The organism is Arachnia sp., assembly GCF_057238465.1.
Map to the genome: position 1 here is coordinate 46,629 of NZ_DBHHFZ010000016.1, position 21,534 is coordinate 68,162.

Consider the following 21,534-nt stretch of genomic DNA (forward strand, 5'->3'; position numbering starts at 1 on the left):
TCTCACTCCCCTACGTCGAGTCGCATCAGGTCTTCCAGGGTTTCCCGCCTGAGAAGCGTTCGTGTCTCCCCCTGGCGCACCGCCAGCAGGGGCGGTTTCGGAACCTGATTGTAGTTACTGGCCATCGATCGGCAATACGCCCCGGCCCCGGGGACCGCGATCAGGTCGCCGGGGTGGATGTCCCGGGGCAGGAAAACGTCCCGGATCAGGATGTCGCCACCCTCGCAGTGTTTCCCGACGACCCTCGCGAGCACGGGCTCGGCCTGCGAGATCCGGTTCGCCAGGGCGCAGGAGTACTCGGCGGCGTACAGGGCCGGGCGGATGTTGTCGCTCATGCCCCCGTCCACGGAGACGTAGGTGCGCGAACGCCCGCTCTCCAGTTCAACGTCCTTCACGGTCCCGACCTCGTACAGGGCCACCCCGGCCGGGCCACAGATGGCGCGGCCGGGTTCGATGCTGAGCTGGGGGCGTTTCAATCCGAAACCGCGGCACTCGTGCTCGAGGATGTCCTCGAAGGCCCGGGCGAGGGCGTCAATTGGCATTGGTGAATCGGCCTCCGTGTAGGCGATTCCGAATCCGCCTCCGAGGTCCAGCTCCGCCAGTTCCACCCCGGTGGCGACGCGGAACTGCTCCGCCAGCCGCAACGTGCGACGGATCGCCACCTCGAAACCGTGGGTCTCGAAGATCTGCGAGCCGATGTGGCTGTGGATGCCGCGCAGCTCGATGAAGGGCGAGGACTGGCACCGCACCAGCGCCGCGAGGGCGTGGCCCCCGAGGATTGAAAGGCCGAATTTCTGGTCCTCATGGGCCGTCGCGATGTACTCGTGCGTGTGGGCCTCCACTCCGGTGGTGACCCGCACCAGCGCTCGGACCGTCACCCCGAGTTCCCGGCAGGCGGTCTCGATGCGGTCTATCTCGTGGAAGGAGTCGACGATGATGCGCCCGACCCCCTGTTCGAGGGCGAAACGGATCTCCTCAGCCGATTTGTTGTTGCCGTGGAACCCGAGCCGCTCCGCCGGCATCCCGCCGGCCAGGGCGATCCGCATCTCCCCCATGGTCGTCACGTCCATGTGGAGCCCGTCCTCGGCCACCCAGCGGGCCACCGCCCGGGTCAGCAGGGCCTTTCCCGCGTAGTAGACCCGCCATCCGGCGAAGTTGTCGCGGAAGGCCCGTGCCCTGGCGCGGAAGTCCTGTTCGTCGATCACGTAGGCGGGTGTGCCCTGTTCGGCCGCGACCCGCGTCAGGGGGACCCCACCGATCACGACGCGCCCTTTCTCGTCCCGATCGGTCCCGGCGGGCCACAGCTCCGCTCGCAACTGGTTCAGGTCCTCGGGCAGCGTGAGCCACTGCGGTCCCGTTTTGGCGACGTCGGCGTGGATCGAGCCGGCGATGTGAGCGTGGGTCATGAGGTCAAAGCTTGCCAGAAGGGGCGTGCCGGGGCCGATGAAACTCCGGCACGTCCCACAAAACGGGCGGGTTGCCGGTCACCTGTTCCCCTTGGGCTCGGAACTCGTCCTCGACGGCCTCGAGTGTCTTGTCCGAGGTTTTGGGCAGGTGACGCAGCACGACCCAGATCGCGAGCACGCCGAGCAGAGCGAAAATCCCGAAGGCAGGGCCGGCGCTGATCGCGGTCCCGGGGAACTGGCCATCGCGGTCATCGACGGCATCCTCCCGGCCCGCGGCCCGGCCATCTCCCTGACCTCGGTGGCCCTCGGGACCGAACACCCGGAAGCCCTCGCCGGGGAACCGATGAGCCGCAGGCTCCGGGAGCCCGGCACGGCACGCGCGAAGACTGGTGATGCCCCACCGGGATCGGCATCCGGGACTCCAAGGTGTCCTGAGAAATCACCGACTTGCCCCGGAACTTCGGGTTCGTGCTAGCCTGTCGGACGTTGAAGCCCCCGTAGCTCAGGGGATAGAGCACCGCCCTCCGGAGGCGGGTGCCGAGGTTCGAATCCTCGCGGGGGCGCTTCACGGCCGGGCCTGTCGGCGAGCCCACAACTCCAAGGAGTCCGTGCTTGACCGAAACCACAGCGATGCCCGCCAGAAAGGCCGACCGCGCCCGGTGGGCCGTGATCCTGACCTTCGTGTTCGCGATCACCCGCGCGCTCAACGTGGTGCTGTGGAAGGTTCCCCAGGTCACCTTCGTCCAGAACGACATCAGCTATTACGGTTACTGGCTCTGGTGCCTGCTGGGCGACGGCAGCAATGACCTGAAGTGCACGACGGCACTGGCCGGTTCCGGGGTGATGGTGGAATACCCCCTTCCCGCGGTCTGGTTCCTGGAGCTGCTCTACACGCTCGGTGCCGTTCCCCCTTGGTGGCTGCCGCCGCTCCTGTTGGGAGTGGCGCTGATCGGTGTCATCCTCGTCACCGCGCTGGCGGCCCGGGGGCACAGGAAATTCGCTTTCCTGTGGGGCGCCGCCCTGACAGTTCTTCTCTTCGCCGTCTGGTTCACCGCATCCCTGCCCAACCGGAGTACGGCGTTCAATTCCTGGCTGCCGCTCTTCGCCCTGTCGATGCTCCTGCTCGACGGTCTCGTGGCGGTGATGCTTTTCAAACACGGATCGGTGGGTGCCGCGGTTTTCTGGATCCTGTTCATAGGGGCCTGCGGCCCCATCGTGTGGTTCCGCTTCGACATGCTGACCGCCGCCGCTGTGGCTCTCGCCTGCCTTTGGCTCAACCGCCACCCCGCCGCCTCGGGCGCCCTGATCGGTCTCGGCGCGGCGATAAAACTCTGGCCCGCCCTGCTGATCGCCCCGATGTCCGCCCCCCACCCCCTGCGCCCGGGCAGGGGAAGATGCCGCCTGCTCGGTTTCGCCGCCACGGGATTCACCCTGGGACTCGCGTCGCTGCTGATCGGCGGCTGGGCCCGCTCCACGTCTCCTCTGACCTGGCAGTCGAGCCGGGGACTCCAGATGGAGTCCGTCCCCGCGACCGCGCTCATCTTCCTGCGCACGTTCACCGAGAACCCCGCCTGGCCGGTCAAGCTCAGCGAGTACAACGCCATCGAATTCCAGGGGCCGGGTCTCGAAACCCTGCTCGGGTTGTCGACACTGCTCACCGTCGGTTCGATCCTGCTCACCGTGGCGCTCGCGTGGAGGTTGCTCCGCAACTTCCGTTCGAGCGACGAGAACCTGACCCAGGCCATCCTGCTGTCGGTGCTCGCCGTGGTGCTCGCCACCGTGATCGCGAACAAAACCCTGTCCACGCAGTACGTCCAGTGGCTGGCGGGGCCGTTGGCTGCTCTGCTCGCCCTCGGCTCCAGCCCGTGGCTGAAACGCCCCCGCAGGGTTCTGGCGATCGGATTGGTGATCATCGCGGTGCTCACCCAGTACACCTATCCCTGGGGAACCCGGGGCATCATGGCGTTCCCCAACGGGTCCGGTTTCGAGTCCTCCACCCTGGTGTTGCGCAATGTGCTTCTCGTGATCCTGACGGGGTTCACCGCGGGACTCGCGTGGCGCGCCACTTCCCGTCCGCGTCCCGGTCGCCCCGGCCGGGATTCGCTAAGCTGATCCTTGGGCGAAGAAGCCTGACGCCCAAGCAGTAGTCTCAAGTAAGGGGATTGTGGCAGCGGCCACTGGCGAAGATGTCGACACCTGACTCACATGATGCATTTGGCGCGAACTCCTGGTTGATCGACGAGATGCGGGATGCCTGGGAGAAGGATCCCTCGTCCGTGGACGAATCGTGGCGGGCCTTCTTCAAGGACAAGCCCACACCCACGAACCCGGCTCCCACCCCCGCTCCCCCGGCCCGGGATGATCGCCCCTCCCCCGCCCCGCAGGAACACTCCCCCCGGCAGGAGGGAAACCAACCGATGGTGGAATCGGTCAAACCCACCAGGGAATCCCCCTCCACCCCGGGCACCGGAGCCGGCCTGTCGGCCAACGCACCGAACCCGTCGCTGCGGCCCGAGCCCTCCGCGGTGGCGCCCCGCCTGACCGTGCTCCGCGGCGCCCCGATGCGCACCGCGAAGAACATGGACGCCTCGCTGAGCGTGCCCACCGCCACCTCGGTGCGTTCCGTGCCCATGAAACTCGTGATCGATCAGCGCACCGGGATCAACAACTTCCTGAAGACATCCAAGGGCGGCAAGGTCAGTTTCACCCACCTGATCGCATACGCGATGGTCCAGGCCCTGAAGGCCGTGCCCGCGATGAACAATTCCTACGACGTCATCAACGGTAAACCGACGCTGATCGAAAATCCCGCTATCAACCTGGGAATCGCCATCGACCTCAAGAAACCGGACGGCACCCGCCAGCTCCTGGTTCCCAACATCAAGGGATGCGAAAAACTCAATTTCGCACAGTTCTGGGCGGACTACGAGAAACTCGTTGCCAAGGCGCGCGCCGGGGAGCTCACGGTGGCGGATTTCGCCGGGACCACTGCCACCATCACCAATCCCGGGGGTATCGGGACGAACCATTCCGTACCCCGCCTGATGAACGGGCAGGGAATGATCCTGGGGGTCGGGAGCATCGACTACCCCGCGGAGTTCCAGGGAACCTCGCTGTTCCACGTCGACGACTTCGGAATCTCCAAGATCACGACGCTCACCTCCACCTATGACCACCGCGTGATCCAAGGTGCCCAGTCGGGCGAGTTCCTGAAGATCATCCACCAGCTGCTGCTCGGGGAGCAGGACTTCTACGACGAGATCTTCAAGGCCCTGCGCATCCCGTACGAGCCGTTGCGCTGGAGCGTCGACATCTCCACCTACCGCGAGAACCATGTGGCGAAGCAGGGGCGGGTGCTGGAACTCATCAACGCCTACCGCTCGGTGGGACACCTGGTGGCCGACACCGACCCGCTGGAATACCGGCAGCGTTCGCACGAGGACCTGCGGCTGGAAGCCCACGGCCTGTCCATCTGGGACCTGGACCGGGAATTCGCGGTCGGCACCTTCGGCGGACAGGAAAGGGTTTACCGTTCGCTGAGGGAGATCCTCGCCATCCTGCAGGATTCCTACTGCCGCACCGTTGCCGTCGAGTACATGCACATCGCGGATCCCCAGCAGCGCAAGTGGTTCCAGGACCGCATCGAGGTGCCGCGCCAGGCCCTCACCCACCAGGAGCACATGCACGCCCTCGACAAGCTGAACGAGGCCGAGGTCTTCGAGACCTTCCTGCAGACCAAGTTCGTCGGGCAGAAACGTTTCTCCCTGGAGGGCGGTGAATCCGTCATAGTCCTGCTGGACGAGATCTGCCAGCAGGCCGCGAACGAACAACTCGACGAGGTGTGCATCGGCATGCCACACCGCGGCCGCCTGAACGTGATGTCGAACATCGTCGGCAAGGACTACGCCCAGATCTTCCACGAGTTCGCAGGCACCATCGATGTCTCCGGCACCGGTGACGTCAAGTACCACCTGGGCTCGGAGGGCAAGTTCATCGCCAGCAACGGGGCCACCATCAAGACCTCCGTCGCCGCCAACCCGTCCCATCTGGAGGCGGTCAACCCGGTTCTCCAGGGAATCGCCCGGGCGAAACAGGACATGCTCAGCGGCGACGATTTCCCGGTGCTGCCGCTTCTCCTGCACGGTGACGCGGCCTTCTGCGGCCAGGGGGTCGTTTTCGAAACCCTGCAGATGAGCCAGCTGCGCGGCTACAAGACCGGCGGCACCATCCACATCGTGGTCAACAACCAGGTGGGGTTCACCACGGCACCCATCGAGTCGCGCACCTCCACCTACTGCACGGATGTTGCCAAGACCATCTCCGCCCCGGTGCTGCACATCAACGGCGACGACCCCGATTCCTGCATCCGGGCCGCCCGCCTGGCCTTCGCCTACCGGCAGCAGTTCCACAAGGATGTCGTGATCGATCTGGTCTGCTACCGGCGCCGCGGCCACAACGAGGGCGACGACCCGAGCTTCACGCAGCCCAAGATGTACGACCTGATCGAGCAGAAACGCTCCGTCAGGCGCCTGTACACCGAAGCCCTGATCGGGCGTGGCGACATCTCCGTGTCGGACGCCGAGAACGTGATGGACAAGTTCAGGGCCCGCCTGGAGAGCGTGTTCAAGGAGGCACGCGACGCCAAGAACACCGACGCGGTGATCGAGGAGTACACGAGGGTGCCCTACTACCCGACGAAGCAGGGCCAGCGACTCACCGAGATCACGCCGGAGATGATGCACCGGATCAGCGAGGTGCACACCAGGCTCCCGGAGGGTTTCACCCCCCATCCGAAGGTGCTGCCCCAGCTGAAACGCCGGGCCGCGCAGATCCTCGAGGGGCCCATCGACTGGGCGACCGCCGAGCTGCTCGCCATCGGTTCACTGCTGATGGAGGGAAGGCCCGTCCGGCTGGCCGGGCAGGATTCGCGCCGTGGAACCTTTTCACAACGGTTCGCGGCCATCGTCGACCGCGTCACCAACGAGGCCTGGGTGCCCCTGAAGCACCTGAGCGACGACCAGGCAACCTTTGATGTCTACGACTCGCTGCTCAGCGAGTACGCGGCCCTGGGTTTCGAGTACGGCTACTCCGTGGCCCGCCCGGACGCCCTGGTGTTGTGGGAGGCCCAGTTCGGTGACTTCGCCAACGGCGCCCAGATCATCGCCGACGAATTCGTCGTATCCGGGCAGGCGAAGTGGGATCAGAAGTCCGGTGTGGTGCTGCTGCTGCCGCACGGTTTCGAGGGTCAGGGCCCGGATCACAGTTCCGCACGAATCGAACGCTGGCTGCAGCTGTGCGCCGAGAACGCCCTCGCCGTCAGCCAGCCGTCGACGGCGGCGAGCTATTTCCACCTGCTGCGCCAACACGCCTACGTGAACTACCACCGTCCGGTGGTGGTGGCCACCCCGAAGTCGATGCTGCGCAGCACGGCGGCCGCCTCGCTGCCCGAGGAGTTCACGTCGGGAGCCTGGCATCCGGTGCTGGACGACCCGACGATCACGGATCCGTCCGAGGTTTCCCGCCTGCTGATCTGCTCCGGCAAGATCCGCTGGGAACTCATGACCAACCGGGAAAAGTTCGGTCTCGACGGCAAGGTGGCCATCATCTCCCTGGAACGCCTCTATCCGCTGCCCGGAGCCGAGATGGCCAAGGTGCTGGAACGCTACCGCCACGTCACCGACATCCGGTTCGTCCAGGACGAGCCGGCCAACCAGGGACCGTGGCCGTTCATCTCGGTTCATCTGCCGAACTCCGTGGCGAACCACACCGACATCCCGCTGCGAATGCACAGGGTGGCGCGGCCCTGGTCCTCCGCCCCGTCCGTCGGTTCCATGAAGGTTCACCAGCAGCAGAGCGCAGATCTGATGAGCAGCGCCTTCGGCGCGTGAGGACGGGCGTTTCCCGTCGCGCGGGTTGATGTCCGCCGCCGGGAAACGTCCCAACCGACCAGCATGACCCAAGATTTCAGAAAGATGGCAAGCCGTGGATGTCGTTGAAAAACTGACCAGCTGTTATCGGGAGTTGGCGGGTGCTGCGCCGGAAGGAGTCTGGTTCGCCCCCGGGCGGGTGAACCTGATCGGCGAACACACCGACTACAACGAAGGGTTCGTTCTGCCCTTCGCGCTGGAACAACGCGCCCTCGTCGCCGCGGGGCGCCGCGACGACGACCTGATCGTCATGCACGCCATGGATCTCTCGGAAACCGTGGAGCTTCCGCTCTCGGGGCTCAACCCCGGAGAAGGAGGCTGGGCGGCCTATCTGGCCGGGGTGCTGTGGGTGCTGCGCGAGGCGGGGCACCGGGTGGGCGCGGTCAACCTGGTTCTCACCTCGGATGTGCCCTTCGGGGCGGGCCTGTCGAGCTCCGCAGCGATCGAGTGCGCGGTGATGGCGGCTGCCTGCGACCTATTCGGCCTGGAGATCACCCCCATGGAACGTGCACGGCTGGCGCAACGGGCGGAAAACGCCTACGTGGGAGCCCCGACCGGCCTCCTGGACCAGGCCGCCAGCACCCTCTGCCACGCGGGTAGCGGGCTCTTCCTGGACTGCCGCACGCTCGAGACCGTCGAGGTGCCCCTGCCGCTTCACGAGCAGGGGGCCGAGATCCTGGTTCTCGACACCCACACCCCGCACAGCCACGTCGACGGGGAGTACGGGGAACGCCGGGCGACGTGCGAACAGGCCACCGCGCTCCTCGGGGTCAGGGCGCTCCGCGATGTCACGGATCTGGAGGCGGCGCTGGCGAAGCTTCCCGACGAGCGGATGCGCAAGCGGGTAAGGCACGTGGTCACCGAGAATGAGCGAACCCGCACGGCCCTGGAGTTTGCCAGGAAGGGAAACCTGGCCGGACTTCCTCCCCTGCTGAACGAATCCCACGCATCCATGCGCGACGACTACGAGATCACGGTTCCAACCGTCGACCTCGCGGTGGAGACGGCCCTGGCCCAAGGTGCGTTTGGAGCCCGGATGACGGGCGGCGGATTTGGTGGCTGCATCATCGCCTGGTGTCCCGCGGGGCAGGCCGAACGCATCGGATCAGCCATTCGGGACGCCTTTGAAAAAGCCGGTTTCCAGGAACCCTCGTGGTTCACGACCGTTCCCTCGGAGGGAGCCGGCCGGCTGGAGTGATCTCCGAATTTCCCGGTTTCAGGCTCTGTTGCGGGGCGGCAGGGTTGTTTATTGTTGTAGACCAGAGTAAGTTCTATCCGCTCGAAAGATCACCTAGCCGAAAAAGGAGTGCCATTCATGGACTGGCGCCACAGGGCAGCCTGCCTGACAGAGGACCCGGAGCTGTTCTTCCCTGTCGGCAACACCGGCCCCGCACTCCAGCAGATCGAGGATGCCAAGAAGGTCTGCCAGGGTTGCGCGGTCAAGGACCAATGCCTCAACTGGGCGCTCGACGCCGGTCAGGACCATGGTGTCTGGGGTGGCACGAGCGAGGACGAACGCCGCGCCATGAAACGCCGCGCCGCCCGTTCGCGGGTGCGCACCGGCTGAACGCGGCGCGATCTCACATCAGCAGGGGAAGCACCAGGCGGGCACGCGTGCCGTGCCCGTCCTCCCGGTTACCGATCTCGAGGGTGCCACCCAGGTCCCCGACCAGCGTCGAGATGATGGCCAGGCCGAGGCTGGTCTGGTTTCCCAGCCGGAACCCGTCGGGTAGACCCTTCCCATCGTCGACCACGTCGATGACCATGCCCTCATCCGACGCCTCCGGCCTGACCTCGATGCGCCCCTCACCCCCTTCCAAACCGTGCTCGACCGCGTTCTGGCAGAGTTCGGTGATCACCATGGCCAAGGATGTTGCCGCATCGGCCCGGATCTCCCCGAAGTTGCCGATGCGAACCGCTTCAACCGCTCCCGACGTGGCGGCGAGGTCACCGATCATCCGGAGAATGCGGTCACACACACCGTCGAAGACGACGTCCTCGTCGAGGCTGTGGCTAAGCATGTCGTGGACGACGGCTATGGATGAAACCCTGCGCATCGCGTCCTGCAGCGCATCCCTGCCCTCCTCGGATTTGATTCGCCGCGCCTGCATCCGCAGCAGGGCCGCCACTGTTTGAAGATTGTTCTTGACCCGGTGGTGGATCTCCCGGATGGTGGCGTCCTTGGTCACGAGCATGCGATCCCGGCTGCGCAGGTCAGTGGTGTCGCGGCACAGGATCAGGGAACCCACCGGATCGCCCCGCACCACGAGCGGAAGCACCACCAGGCGCATGGATGCGCGCGACTGTTCCACGTCGAAAACGGCGCTGCGATGATCCGTCAGGTCCGCCTGCACGGTCTGTCCCATGGATTCGACCCCCCGCATGACGCTTCGGATCAGCGTGGTGAAGTCCTCATCCGCGATGTCGCCCTGCGCACCGAGCCGCCGGAAGGCGGTGATCGCGTTCGGTGACGCGTAGCTGATCCGCCCCCCCGGCTGGACCCGGAGCACCCCATCGCAGACCCGGGGCGCGAAGGCCTTGTCGGAGACCGGCGCCAGGGGGAAGTCCCCCTCGAGGATCATGCTGGTCAGGATGTCCGCGGCCTTGAGGTAGTTCTCCTCCAGGAGCCCGGTGGCTCGCATGCCCATCTGGTTGGTGTGACGCTCCAGCACCGCTATGCAGCGGCCTCCCCGGAGGATGGGTATCGCCCACACATCCACGGGGATACCGGCCGACAGCGCATTGTCACTGGTTTCGCTGATCTCGTGGCTCATGTAGGCCACCACCACCTGGTGGTCCTGTTCGTAGGCGATCTGTTCCCCGATGACGTCGTCCTCCAGAGCCGTCGGACCGGTCACCGGACGGATCTGGGCTATGCACGTGAACACCTCACATTCAGGGCTGTCCTCCTCGGGAACCCACAACAACAGATCCGAGAAGGACAGATCACTCAACAGGTGCCACTGGCTCTGGAAGGCCAGGAGCCAGTCGGAGTCTGAAAGTTCCTCGGGGAGATGCGTCCTCACCATGGCCCTACTCTGCCATCGTCCCGGCTGGTGACGCCATGGGGCATCTGGCACAATGGGCCGTCGCAACTCGAAGAAGGAGGCCCGATGGGCAAGACCAGCCGCAAACGTCGCGCGCGCCGCAAGAACAAGGCCAACCACGGCAAGCGTCCAAACGCCTGACACGTGACAGATGAGGCGCCCTCGTTCCTGTTCCGGGACGAGGGCGCCGGCTTTCCGGGAAGGGTTCAGGAGGAGAGGCAGAGGGCCGTGAGTTTGTTGCGCAGCCCTGCCGGAGCGGCGGTGGCCGGTTGGCTGCGGCGAATCATCTCGGTGATGACTGATTCGATTTCGAAGCTCTCCATACATCGCTCGCAGGCGTGCAGATGGTGCCTCACCCGGTCGGCCTCGGTCTCGGGCAGTTCTCCGTGCAGGAAGGCGTGAAGGACCTCCAGGGCCTGCACACACTCGTCCATCCCGTCGTGTTCGTGAATCGACATGTCAGGATCGGTCATGCCCTGGCACCCCCGATGCCGCGCTCCGCGGCGTAGTCGGCCAAGGATTTGCGCAGCTGCGCCCGGCCGCGGTTCAGACGCGACATGACGGTCCCGATCGGGGTTCCCATGATGGCGGCTATCTCCTTGTAGCTGAACCCCTCGACGTCGGAGAGGTAAACCGCGAGCCGGTAGTTCTCCGCAAGTCCCGCCATCGCATCCGCGACGGCGGTATCGGGGGTGTTGTCGAGGGCCTCCGTCTCGGCGGAACGCAGGCCCTGGGAGTCGTGGGAGGCGGCTCTGGCCAGTTGCCAGTCCGTGACCTCCTCCTCGCCGCTCGTTTGTGGTGAGCGGGCCGCCTTCCGGTAGGAGTTGATGTAGGCGTTGGTGAGGATCCGGTACAGCCAGGCCTTCATGTTGGTGCCGGGTTTGAAGGAGTCACGGCCCCTCAACGCCTTGACGTAGGTCTCCTGGACCAGGTCCTCGGCGTCGGCGGGGTTCCGGGTCATGCGCAGGGCGGCCGAATACAGGCGGTCGAGGTGTGCCAAGGCCTCATCCTCGAACGCGAATCCGAGTTCCGCAGCATCCAGCAGCGTGGTGTCCGTTTCTTCCATCGGAAAAGAACATACCGGTGTCCGGTCCCGCACCAAAGGCGTGTCCAACAACGGGGCAGCGGATGTCATGTGCGTTGCAACGCGCCGCTGCGGGAGAATATTCCCGCATTCCCCGTCCGTGTCCGTGAAATCTGCTCCCGGTCATTCCAACCAGGCTCCGAGGTGGGTAAGTTTGAGGGCATGAGTCTGTTGCGCTTCCTAGCCCGTAGCCTTTTCGCCAGCGCCTTCGTCGCCGATGGTGTGCGCAAGGTCACCTCGCCAGCCGAGCTGGCGCCAGAAGCCGAGGCGTTCACGACCCGCATCACTCCCTTCGTGCAGCGGGTTGTTCCCTCCGGCTATTCCTCGCACGTGCCCGACCGAGCAGAGTCCTGGGTGCGCATCTGCGGTGCCGTCGAGGTCGTCGGCGGCGTGATGTTCGCCACCGGGATCGGCCGCCGCATCGGGGCGTGTCTGCTCGCCAAGGCCAGCATCCTGAACATCGCGGTGGCCCTCCCCGAGAAGGGAGCCGACGCCGAGGAGAAACAGGCGCGGCGACCCGAGGTGCTGAAGAACGTGGCGCTTCTCGGCGCCTCCGTGCTGGCGGCCCAGGATCTCCAGGGACGTCCCAGCGCCTCCTGGCGCCGCAGGAACGCCTCCCGCAAGCTCCGCCGGGCGAAGGCGAGGGTCGCCAAGAAGGCACGCCAGGCGGTGGCGTCCTGACGGCTGTTCCCCTCGCGACGGCCGATGCGGCCGTCCGGGGGGTTGTCGAGGTGCCCGGTTCCAAGTCGGGGACGAACCGGGCACTGGTGTTGGCTGCGCTAGCGGACGGCCCGTCAACGGTGATGGGTGCCCTCGAATCGCGGGACTGCGACCTCATGGTTGATGCGTTGCGCGCGCTCGGGGTGATCATCGCGACTCCCCGCCCGGGTGAGCTGCGGATCACGCCTCCGCAGCGTTTCCGCGGCGCCCCGGGGGGCATCGACTGCGGTCTGGCGGGCACGGTGATGCGTTTCGTGCCACCATTGGCCTGCCTGGCCGATTCCCCCACCCGTTTCTTCGGGGATCCGCAGGCCACCGCCCGCCCGATGTCCGGGCTCCTGGATGGCCTGCGCCAGCTGGGGGCCGGGATCGACGCCGATTCGCTGCCCTTCGTCATCTCCCCCGCACCGATGGCGGGCGATTCCGAGGTGGTGGTGGATTCCTCCGCCTCCAGCCAGTTCGTCTCCGGTCTGTTGCTGATCGGGGCGCGTCTGCCCTCCGGGCTCAGGCTGCGGCACGTGGGAGATTCCCTCCCCTCCCGGCCCCACATAGCGATGACCGTGGAAATGTTGCGCGCCCGCGGTGTGCGCATCGACGAGCCGGATGCCACCTCGTGGCGGGTCCACCACGGCCGCGTCCTGCCGCTCGACTTTCGTGTCGAACCCGACCTGACAAACGCCTCGGTCTTCCTTGCCGCCGGGGCCGCCACGGGCGGTTGCGTCACGATCCCCGGTTGGCCCGGTTCCACCCTTCAACCGGGAGCGCTGTTCCTGGACGTGGCGGAGCGGATGGGCTGCACCACGACTCGAAACGGGGAAACCATGACCGTCACCGGTCCCGGTCGCCTGCGGGGGATCGACGTCGATCTGCACGATGCCTCGGAGCTGACACCCGTGGTTGCGGCCCTCGCCGCGCTGGCGGAGGGAACCACCCGGATCACGGGGATCGCCCACATCCGCGGCCACGAGACCGACCGCCTGTCCGCGCTAACAACCGAGCTCCGGAAACTGGGGGTCGCCGTCACCGAGCACCATGACGGGTTGGAGATCACGGGCGGGCTGCCGCGGCGGGGAGATGTCGAGTTGTCCAGCTACGCCGATCATCGCATGGTGCACTTCGCCGCGATCATTGCCCTGGGCCGTCCGGGAACCGGTGTCGACGACCTCGCCTGCGTCTCGAAGACCATGCCTGATTTCCCGCGACGCTGGAACCATCTGGTGACCGCCTGATGGCGCGCTGGCAGGACGACCACGCGGCTTTCGAGCGTCCCCGGAAACGCAGCCGCCCCCGCACCAAGGACCGCCCCGACTATTCGGGTTCGCCGGATGCCCTGGTGGCCTCCATCGACCGGGGAAGATACCGCTGTCTCCTCGACGACGGCACCGCCGTCACCGCGACGAAGGCCCGCGTCCTGGGACGCAAGGGCGTCATAGTCGGGGACCGGGTGAAACTGGACGGTGACGTCTCCGGTGCGGCCGGAACCCTGGCCCGCATCGTCGAGGTTTCGGAACGCCGCACCTGGCTGCGCCGCTCCGCCGATGACGCGGACACTTTCGAACGTCCCATCGTCGCGAACGCCGACCAGTTGATGATAGTTACGGCCCTCGCGGACCCGGAACCGCGAATGGGGATGATCGACCGCATCCTGGTGGCCGCCTACGACGCCCAAGTCTCCCCGATCCTGTGCCTGACCAAGGCGGATCTCGCCTCCCCCGACAGCCTCCGGACCGCCTACGCCCCGCTGGAGATCCCGGTGGTCGTGACCCGGCCCGGCGGCGACCTCTCCCCGGTCCGGGAGCTCCTGGAGCACCACATGACCGTACTGATCGGGCATTCCGGGGTGGGGAAATCAACCCTGGTGAATGCGCTGGTTCCCGGGACGGACAGGGCCACCGGTGCGGTCAGCGAGGTGACCGGCAAGGGCCGCCACACATCCACCTCCGCGGCCGCCATCGCCCTGCCCGACGGCGGCTGGATCATCGACACCCCCGGTGTGCGTTCCTTCGGGATCAGTCACGTCCGCACGGACGCCTTCATCAGGGCCTTCCCGGACCTGGAGGGGTTCGTCACCAGCTGTCCCCGGGGCTGCCGTCACGACTCCTCCGCCCCCGAATGCGCTCTTGACGAGGCCGTTCGTTCCGGCAAGCTCCGCGCGGAAAGACTGCTTTCCTTCCGTCGGATGGAGCGGGCCTTCGCCTGATCCGGAGGTCTCGGCTACCTTAGAGGCATGGTCGCCAGCAAAGAACTCACCGATGATGTCCGCCTGGCTCATGTGATGGCCGACGATGCCGATTCCATCTCCATGAGCCGTTTCAAGGCCCAGGACCTGAGGACCAAGACCAAACCGGATTCCACCCCGGTCACGGAGGCCGACACCGCCGTGGAGGAGTCGATCCGGCGCACCCTGTCCCGCACCCGGCCGCGCGACGCCGTTCACGGAGAGGAGCTGCAGGACACGGGAGAGTCCAATCGCCGCTGGATCATCGACCCGATAGACGGAACCGCGAACTACCTGCGTGGGGTTCCGGTGTGGGCCACGCTGATCGCCCTTGAGATCGACGGGCAGATCGTCGCCTCCGTCGTCTCCGCCCCCGCGCTCGGGCGGCGCTGGTGGGCGAGCCTGGGGGGTGGCGCCTACACGGGACGTTCGATCCTGAGCGCCACCCAGATCCACACCAGCAGGGTGTCGCAGCTGTCCGACGCGTCCCTGTCCTACGCGAGCATCAATGGCTGGGTGGAGTCGGGGCGCGGCCAGGGTTTCGTGGATCTGATGCGCGAATGCTGGCGTTCCCGTGGCTACGGCGATTTCTGGAGCTACATGCTGGTGGCCGAGGGGGCCGTGGACATCGCCTGCGAACCGGAACTCGCGCTCTACGACATGGCGGCGCTCGACATCATCGTCCGCGAGGCCGGTGGCCGGTTCACCAGCATCGACGGTGAACCGGGCCCGTACCACGGAAACGCCCTGGCAACCAACGGCCTGCTCCACGACATCGTCCTCGAAAGGTTGCGCCCCTCCAAGGCCGGGTGATGGCGCCGGCCTCTAGATCATCCGCACCCGGATGCTCTCCTCAAGGCCCTGGAGTTCCGCGAGCAGGCCTTCGTAGTGTTGGCCGGAGACGTCGGTGACGACGTAGCCGTACTCGCCCGAGGTGGCCAGGGTCTGGGAGCCGATGTTCATGTTGTGGGAGGCGAGCGTGTGGTTGAGCCGCGCCAGCACCCCGGGAACGTTGCGGTGCAGGTGCAGGATGCGCTCCGCCCCCGGAGCGGAGACGGAAACCTCAGGAAGGTTGACTGACATCGAGGTGTTCCCGTAGGCCTCGTAGTCGGCGAGTTTGCCGGCCACGTAGCGGCCGATGTCGACCTGCGCCTCCTGGGTGGAACCACCGACGTGCGGGGTGAGAATGACGTTCGGGATGCCCTGCAGCGGCGAGACGAACGGCTCCTCGCTGCTCTTGGGTTCGCTCGGGAACACGTCGACCGCCGCGCCCGCGATGTGCCCCGACCTCAGGGCAGCCGCCAGGGCGTCGACATCGACGACGTTGCCCCGGCACAGGTTCAGGAAGAGAGTGCGGGGCCGCATCTGGGCGAACTCCTTCTCCCCGATCATGTTGGCGTTCGAGGCCCTGCCGTCCACGTGCATGGTGATGGTCTCGCACCGTTCGAACAGCTCCTGCAGGCTGTAGACCCGCGTGGCGTTCCCCAGGGCGAGACGATCCACGATGTCGTAGAAGTAAACCTTCATGCCGAGCCCCTCGGCCAGCACCGAAAGCTGCGATCCGATGTTTCCGTAGCCGATGATTCCGAGCGTCCTGCCACGCACCTCGTGGGATCCGTTCGCGGACTTGTCCCAGACACCTGCGTGCATGTTGGCGTTCTTCTCCCCGAGGCGCCGGGCCATGGTGATGATCTCACCGAGGGCCAGTTCCACCACGGAACGCGTGTTGGAGTACGGGGCGTTGAACACCGCGACCCCCGCGGCGGCGGCGGCGGGGAGATCGATCTGGTTCGTCCCGATGCAGAAGGCCCCGACCGTCACCAGCTGCGGATGGGCCTTCAGCACCCGTTCGGTGACGTGGGTTCGGGAGCGGATTCCGAGGAGCTCGATCCCGTCGAGGGCATCGATCAGTTCGGTTTCACCGAGGGCACCGGAGCGCACCTCGACCTCGTGGCCGCGGCTCTCGAGCGCACGGACGGCCTCGGAATGGATGTTCTCTAGCAGCAGGGCCTTCACGGCAGGTCATGTTACAACCGGGCCGCAATCACAGGGAAAGTTTGGCCTCCAGCAGCCTTCGCGTGTACTCGTGCCGTGGCTCCCCGAACACCTTCGCGACGGTCCCCTCCTCCACGACCCGACCGCGATCCACCACCACGACCCGCTCGCACAGGTGACGCACGACCGCCAGGTCGTGGCTGACGAACAACATCGCCAGGTTCCTCTCGCGGACGGTTTCGCTGAGCAGGTTCAGCACCTGGGCGCGAACGGAGACGTCGAGGGCGGAAACGGGTTCATCGGCGATCAGCAGCTCCGGTGAGCTCACCAGCGCCCGGGCGATGGCCACCCGCTGGCGTTGTCCCCCGGAAAGCTCGTGCGGGAAACGCTCCAGCATCGCGACCTCCAGTCCAACCCCCACGATGGCCTCCGCGACGGCGTCATCCACGCTCCCCCGGTTAACAAGCCACGGTGAACGGAGTGGCTCGGCGACGATCTCACGCAGCCTCATGCGCGGGTTCAGGGAGGCGTTCGGGTCCTGGGAGACCAGCGAGACCCGGCTCCGGACATCGACGAGATCCTTGTCGGGTAGCCCGTCGATCCTGCGGCCGTTGAAACGCACCTCCCCGGCCGCGGGATGGATCAGTCCCAGCAGGGTCCTCAGGATGGTGGTCTTGCCCGATCCGGATCCCCCGACCAGTCCCACCCGTTCCCCCGCGAAGAGGGCCAGGCTCACCTCGTGGAGGGCCTGGAAGGTTCTGCGGCCCCGTCGGAAGACCACGTCGACAGCATCCAGCTCGAGCAGCGCGTTCATTCCTCCGCTCCCTGCCAGTAATCGGCCACGGTCGGGAGCCGCTCCCCGGGAGCCACGTCGGACAATCGCGCAGCGGCCACCAGGCCTTGGGTGTAGGGGTGTTTCGGGGACCCGATCACTTCCTCGATGGGGCCGTTTTCCACGACCCTCCCGTCGAGCACGACCATCACCCGCCGGCATACCTGCCGCACCACCGCCAGGTCATGGCTGACGAACAGCGCGGCCCGGCCCGAGAACTCGGCGTCGAGCAGGTCGAGGATCTGTTTCTGCACGATCACGTCGAGCGCGGTGGTCGGTTCGTCGCAGATCACCAGATCCGGCCGGTTGGCCAATGCCATGGCGATCAGGGCACGTTGCCGTTGCCCACCGGAGAGCTGATGCGGGAAGGAGTCGGCGATGCGTTCGGGATCCGGCAACCCGACACGATCCAGCCACTCCAGCACGAGAGCCCGGATCCCTCCCCTGTGTTCGCCGTGGTGCAGGGCCACCACCTCGCCCACCTGGCGGCCGACCCGCATGGTCGGGTCCAGTGCCGTCATCGGTTCCTGGAAAACCATCGAGACCACATCGCCGCGAAGTTTCCGCAGTTCCTTCTCGGGGCGTCCCACGAGCTCCTTGCCTGCCAACCGGATCGACCCGCTGACCTGGGCGTTCTCGGGCAGCAGACCCATGATGGAAAGCGCCAGCACGGTTTTCCCGGATCCCGACTGCCCGATGACGCCGAGGCGTTCCCGCTCCCCCAGGGTGAACGAGACCCCGTCAACCGCCACCTTCCTGCGCCTCCCGAAGGTGACCCGCAGATCCTCGATCTCCAGAAGACTCACGTCAGCTCCCTCAGTTTGGGGTCGAGAAGATCACGGAGCCCGTCCCCGAGCAGGTTGCACCCCATGGTCGCCGCCGCTATCGCCAGCCCGGGCCACAGAGCGATCACGGGGGCCACGAAAATCTCCTTCTGCGCCTCCTGCAGCATCCGCCCCCAGGTCGGGACCTCCGTTCCCGACCCCAACCCCAGATAGGAGAGCCCCGATTCCGCGAGGATGGCGATGCCGACGCTGACGCTGGCCTGCACACCCAGCACCGGGGCGATGTTGGGTAGCACGTGCCTGAGCGCGACCTGCCGGCGCGGGGTGCCGGACAGCCGCGCGGCCTCGACGAAAGCCAGCCCCATGACCTGGATGGTCGCGGCCCGGGTGATCCGCACGAACGCCGGGATCGCCGACAACGCTATGGCCATCAGGGCGGTCCAAACGGATCCGCCGAGCACGGACGCGAAGAGGATGGCCAGCAACAGGGCGGGGAAACCGTAGAGCACATCGGCTCCCCGGGCGATCAGGGTGGCTCCCCAGCCACGCGTCATCCCCGCGATCATCCCTGCGGGGATACCGATCAGGGCGGCTCCGGCCACCGAACCCAACCCGACCAGGAGCACCAGCTTCGCCCCGGTAATCAACCGGCTGGCGATGTCGAAACCGCTGCTGTCGGTGCCCAGCCAGTGGGCGAGCGACGACGCCTCCCGGATGCCTCCCGTGACGGCGGCAGGCTCGTGGGGGGTCCAGAACAACCCCACCAGGGCGAGCAGGAACACGAAGGAGATCAGCGCGGCACCGAAGACCAGGTTCGAGCGCCGCATCATGAGATCGTCCCCGCTTTCTTGAGCCTCGGATCGACCGCCTGGTACACCACGTCCACCACGAAGTTGATCACCAGCACCGCCCACACGAGAATCAGGACGATGCCCTGGACCAGCACCAGGTCGCGCTGGGACACCGCCAGCAGCAGCCGCGATCCCAGTCCCGGGATGGCGAACACCTGTTCTATGATGATCGCCCCCACCAGCAGCGTCGCAACCTGGAGTCCGATCACGGTGAGCAACGATATCGCGATGTTACGGGTTCCGTGGCGGAACAGCGCCCCCAGCCTGGACCAGCCGACGGCGCGGGCGGTGCGGAACCAGTCCTCGCCGGTCACCTCGATCACGGCGCTGCGGACGTAACGCGCCAGCAGGCTGCCCTGGACCAGCGCCAGGGAGGTAACGGGAAGCACCATGTGGGTTGCCCAACCCACCGGATCACGGCTCAGGGGAACGTATCCCCCGGCGGGCAGCCACCGCAGGTTCACCGCGAACACGATGACCAACCACATGCCCGCCCAGAAAGCGGGAATGGACAAACCGGCCTGGGAGAGCATCGAGGCGACGAACCCGCTCGCGTGTCGTCGCCTCAGGGCCGCGAAGGAACCCAGCGGGATCGCTATGACCAGGGCGAGGAGCATTCCGAGAACCACCAGCCACACGGAGATACCGAGCCTGGGCAGGATTTCCTCCAACACGTCGCGGCCTCCCACGAAGGTGGTTCCGAAATCGCCCGCCAGGGCCCCGCTGAGCCATTCGACATAGCGGAGCAGCAGCGGACGGTTCAAACCGTGGCGTTCCTCGAAGGCGGCGATCTCCCCCGGGCTCGCCTGGGTGCCCAGCACCACGTTGGCGATGCTCCCGGGCAGCGCGTTGGTGACCAGAAAAATCAGGAGCGACGCCACCAACAGGCTCGCCACGAGGCCGGTCAGCCGCCGGCCGAGATCCCTGAGCAACACCTCAGCGGCTGGTGGCTACATGGGTCATGTCGAACGACAGTCCCGTGGTGTTCGTCGTTATCCCCGAGATCTCGGTCGTGGTGACCACCAGATTGGGCAGCAGGAACAACCAGTCGGCCGCCGCATCGTCCGCCAGCATTTTGGCGGCCTGCTTCAAGATGGCCTCCTGCTCCTCGCTCGTGGCGGCGCCGTCCGCCTTGTTGATCAGCTCCGCGAACTGGGGATTGTTGTACTGCCAGTAGTAGTTGGGGTTGGCGAACTGGGGAAGGTCCCAGGGCTCGACATGGGCCACCACGGTCATGTCGTAGTCGCGCTGGGTGTAAACCTGCGACAGCCATGTGGAGAAGTCCAGCTCCTCGACGTTCACCTCGATGCCGACCTCACGCAGCTGGGCAGCGACGAGTTTCGCGATGGGAGGGGCGTAGGGCAGGGTCGGCACCCGCATGCGCAACGTCAGGCCATTGGCGTAACCGGCCTCCTCAAGAAGTTGCTTCGCCTTGGCGGGGTCGTAGGGGTAGGTGTTGGAGAGGTCCTCGTACCACGGATCGGTGGGGGGAACCATCGACCCGATCAAAGTTCCCTTCCCGCCCCAGGCGCTGTCCAGGACAGCCCTGCGGTCAATTGCGTGGTTGATGGCCTGCCTGACCTTGAGGTTGGAGAGGGCCTGGTTTCCGTGGTTGAATCCCAGCACCACTTCACCGTTCGTGGTGCCCTCGAGCACCTTGAAACGGGAGGTGTCGGAGAACTGGCCCACCGACTGCGGAACCGTCAGGTTGGAGACGATGTCCAACTGGCCCGACAGCATCGCCGCCACCATGGCGTTGGCATCGGCGTAATACCTGAAGTTCACCTCGTCCACGCGCGGCCCGGTTCCCCAGTAGTTCTTGTTGCGCACCAGGGAAACCATGGAGCCGACGTCGTGACGCGAGAAGGTGTAGGGACCGGACCCGGCGGGTTGCTCGCTCAGGTTCTGCCCGGAGGAGAGGTCGTAGATGATCCCGGCCGTGGACGTGATGTCGTAGAGCCAGCGCTGACTGGGTCCGTTCAGGGCCACCTCGACCGTGTGATCGTCGATGGCACGCATCTCCTTGATGCGGCTCATCTGCCTCTTGAGCACCTCCGTGGTGTTCTCGCCGCTGCGGGTGCGTTCGAAGGACGCGATCACCGCCTCCGCGTTCACGGGTTTTCCGGACGCGAACGTGGCGTTGGGTTCCAGTTTGAAGGTGTAGACACTGCCATCGGAGCTGACGCTCCAGGACCGGGCGAGCAACGGTTTGATCTCGCCCTTCTCGTCGATACGCACCAAAGTCTCGTAAACGTTGTACAGCAGCACGAACGGCGTGCCCGCTCCCGTGTCGACGGCCGGATCCATACCGGTGGGCTCGGTCGTCGCACCAACGTTGAGGACGACGGACTGTGCACCCGCCCCGCCAGACCCGCCACAGGCCGCCAGGCTCAGGCTGAGCCCGAGCAACATGGCTAGCAGGACCGTCAAGCGACGGAGGGATCGGTTGGTTCTCATGTCTACGTTTCTCCCGTGTGGACGGCGATGGAAGACCCCGGCAATCCTAACCCGCCGATCCCCTTCCGATGCCAATACTGCACCAACCAGCCGATTTGGTATTCCACCGCGGCCCGTGTAAAGTGGACTGAGCAACGCGGGGTGGAGCAGTTCGGTAGCTCGCCGGGCTCATAACCCGGAGGCCACAGGTTCAAATCCTGTCCCCGCTACCA

General features: G+C 66.2%; 20 protein-coding genes and 2 tRNA genes. 11 read left to right on the forward strand and 11 right to left on the reverse strand.

The features are described 5' to 3' along the window. Positions 1–2: 2 nt before the first annotated feature. Both lysA and ACO6D6_RS14040 read right to left on the reverse strand, forming a co-directional pair. Positions 3–1,406, reverse strand: coding sequence for a diaminopimelate decarboxylase (gene lysA / locus ACO6D6_RS14035; RefSeq protein WP_484785867.1), 1,404 nt, complete (start codon positions 1,404–1,406; stop codon positions 3–5). A gap of 4 nt (positions 1,407–1,410) precedes the next feature. Then, positions 1,411–1,725, reverse strand: a complete 315-nt coding sequence (locus ACO6D6_RS14040; RefSeq protein WP_484785868.1) for a hypothetical protein — start codon at positions 1,723–1,725, stop codon at positions 1,411–1,413. Positions 1,726–1,897: 172 nt separating this feature from the next. On the opposite strand from ACO6D6_RS14040, the gene ACO6D6_RS14045 reads away from it, so the two are divergent. The 5 genes from ACO6D6_RS14045 to ACO6D6_RS14065 all read left to right on the forward strand — a co-directional run bounded on the left by ACO6D6_RS14045 (position 1,898) and on the right by ACO6D6_RS14065 (position 8,900). Then, a tRNA-Arg gene (locus ACO6D6_RS14045) sits at positions 1,898–1,969 on the forward strand. A gap of 49 nt (positions 1,970–2,018) precedes the next feature. Beyond that, on the forward strand, positions 2,019–3,518 hold the full coding sequence (locus ACO6D6_RS14050; RefSeq protein ID WP_484785869.1) for a glycosyltransferase 87 family protein: 1,500 nt from the start codon (positions 2,019–2,021) through the stop codon (positions 3,516–3,518). Positions 3,519–3,592: 74 nt separating this feature from the next. Then, on the forward strand, positions 3,593–7,294 hold the full coding sequence (locus ACO6D6_RS14055) for a multifunctional oxoglutarate decarboxylase/oxoglutarate dehydrogenase thiamine pyrophosphate-binding subunit/dihydrolipoyllysine-residue succinyltransferase subunit (RefSeq protein WP_484785870.1): 3,702 nt from the start codon (positions 3,593–3,595) through the stop codon (positions 7,292–7,294). A gap of 94 nt (positions 7,295–7,388) precedes the next feature. After that, entirely contained in the window at positions 7,389–8,531 is a 1,143-nt protein-coding gene (gene galK / locus ACO6D6_RS14060) for a galactokinase (RefSeq protein ID WP_484785871.1), read from the forward strand. A 117-nt stretch (positions 8,532–8,648) separates the two neighbouring features. Further along, positions 8,649–8,900 (forward strand): WhiB family transcriptional regulator, encoded by a 252-nt coding sequence (locus ACO6D6_RS14065; protein WP_484785872.1) that lies wholly within the window; start codon positions 8,649–8,651, stop codon positions 8,898–8,900. Positions 8,901–8,913: 13 nt separating this feature from the next. Here the strand turns inward: ACO6D6_RS14065 and ACO6D6_RS14070 are convergent, their stop codons facing one another. Continuing rightward, positions 8,914–10,362, reverse strand: coding sequence for a sensor histidine kinase (locus tag ACO6D6_RS14070; RefSeq protein WP_484785873.1), 1,449 nt, complete (start codon positions 10,360–10,362; stop codon positions 8,914–8,916). A gap of 84 nt (positions 10,363–10,446) precedes the next feature. Here ACO6D6_RS14070 and ACO6D6_RS14075 point away from each other — a divergent pair, with 84 nt between their 5' ends. Further along, a complete protein-coding gene (locus ACO6D6_RS14075; protein ID WP_484785885.1) occupies positions 10,447–10,521 on the forward strand; it encodes a 50S ribosomal protein bL37 in 75 nt (24 codons plus the stop codon). A gap of 65 nt (positions 10,522–10,586) precedes the next feature. Here the strand turns inward: ACO6D6_RS14075 and ACO6D6_RS14080 are convergent, their stop codons facing one another. Both ACO6D6_RS14080 and ACO6D6_RS14085 read right to left on the reverse strand, forming a co-directional pair. Next, entirely contained in the window at positions 10,587–10,853 is a 267-nt protein-coding gene (locus tag ACO6D6_RS14080; RefSeq protein ID WP_484785874.1) for a zf-HC2 domain-containing protein, read from the reverse strand. Beyond that, on the reverse strand, positions 10,850–11,446 hold the full coding sequence (locus ACO6D6_RS14085; RefSeq protein WP_484785875.1) for a sigma-70 family RNA polymerase sigma factor: 597 nt from the start codon (positions 11,444–11,446) through the stop codon (positions 10,850–10,852). Before ACO6D6_RS14085 ends, ACO6D6_RS14080 begins: the two co-directional genes overlap by 4 nt. Before the next feature lie 180 nt (positions 11,447–11,626). Between ACO6D6_RS14085 and ACO6D6_RS14090 the strand changes: the two genes are divergently transcribed. From ACO6D6_RS14090 to ACO6D6_RS14105, 4 genes are read left to right on the forward strand one after another with little or no spacing between them, the layout of a single operon-like run. Then, positions 11,627–12,145, forward strand: coding sequence for a DoxX family protein (locus tag ACO6D6_RS14090; RefSeq protein WP_484785876.1), 519 nt, complete (start codon positions 11,627–11,629; stop codon positions 12,143–12,145). Beyond that, complete coding sequence (aroA, locus tag ACO6D6_RS14095; RefSeq protein WP_484785886.1) at positions 12,142–13,413, forward strand: 3-phosphoshikimate 1-carboxyvinyltransferase; 1,272 nt, start codon at positions 12,142–12,144, stop codon at positions 13,411–13,413. Before ACO6D6_RS14090 ends, aroA begins: the two co-directional genes overlap by 4 nt. Then, the gene (rsgA, locus tag ACO6D6_RS14100) at positions 13,413–14,384 is read left to right on the forward strand and encodes a ribosome small subunit-dependent GTPase A (protein WP_484785877.1); all 972 of its coding nucleotides are present in this window, start codon (positions 13,413–13,415) and stop codon (positions 14,382–14,384) included. Before aroA ends, rsgA begins: the two co-directional genes overlap by 1 nt. Positions 14,385–14,411: 27 nt before the next feature. After that, entirely contained in the window at positions 14,412–15,215 is an 804-nt protein-coding gene (locus ACO6D6_RS14105) for an inositol monophosphatase family protein (protein WP_484785878.1), read from the forward strand. Between the two features lie 12 nt (positions 15,216–15,227). Here ACO6D6_RS14105 and serA read toward each other — a convergent pair whose 3' ends face one another. From serA to ACO6D6_RS14135, 6 genes are read right to left on the reverse strand one after another with little or no spacing between them, the layout of a single operon-like run. After that, positions 15,228–16,418 (reverse strand): phosphoglycerate dehydrogenase, encoded by a 1,191-nt coding sequence (gene serA / locus ACO6D6_RS14110; RefSeq protein WP_484785879.1) that lies wholly within the window; start codon positions 16,416–16,418, stop codon positions 15,228–15,230. Between the two features lie 28 nt (positions 16,419–16,446). Next, a complete protein-coding gene (locus tag ACO6D6_RS14115) occupies positions 16,447–17,211 on the reverse strand; it encodes an ABC transporter ATP-binding protein (RefSeq protein ID WP_484785880.1) in 765 nt (254 codons plus the stop codon). Then, entirely contained in the window at positions 17,208–18,035 is an 828-nt protein-coding gene (locus ACO6D6_RS14120) for an ABC transporter ATP-binding protein (RefSeq protein ID WP_484785881.1), read from the reverse strand. Before ACO6D6_RS14120 ends, ACO6D6_RS14115 begins: the two co-directional genes overlap by 4 nt. Beyond that, complete coding sequence (locus tag ACO6D6_RS14125) at positions 18,032–18,841, reverse strand: ABC transporter permease (RefSeq protein WP_484785887.1); 810 nt, start codon at positions 18,839–18,841, stop codon at positions 18,032–18,034. The genes ACO6D6_RS14120 and ACO6D6_RS14125 overlap by 4 nt, the downstream gene beginning before the upstream one ends. Then, on the reverse strand, positions 18,841–19,800 hold the full coding sequence (locus ACO6D6_RS14130) for an ABC transporter permease (RefSeq protein ID WP_484785882.1): 960 nt from the start codon (positions 19,798–19,800) through the stop codon (positions 18,841–18,843). The genes ACO6D6_RS14125 and ACO6D6_RS14130 overlap by 1 nt, the downstream gene beginning before the upstream one ends. A 1-nt stretch (position 19,801) precedes the next feature. After that, positions 19,802–21,322 (reverse strand): ABC transporter substrate-binding protein, encoded by a 1,521-nt coding sequence (locus tag ACO6D6_RS14135; RefSeq protein WP_484785883.1) that lies wholly within the window; start codon positions 21,320–21,322, stop codon positions 19,802–19,804. A 135-nt stretch (positions 21,323–21,457) separates the two neighbouring features. Between ACO6D6_RS14135 and ACO6D6_RS14140 the strand changes: the two genes are divergently transcribed. Continuing rightward, positions 21,458–21,534 (forward strand) — tRNA-Met (locus ACO6D6_RS14140).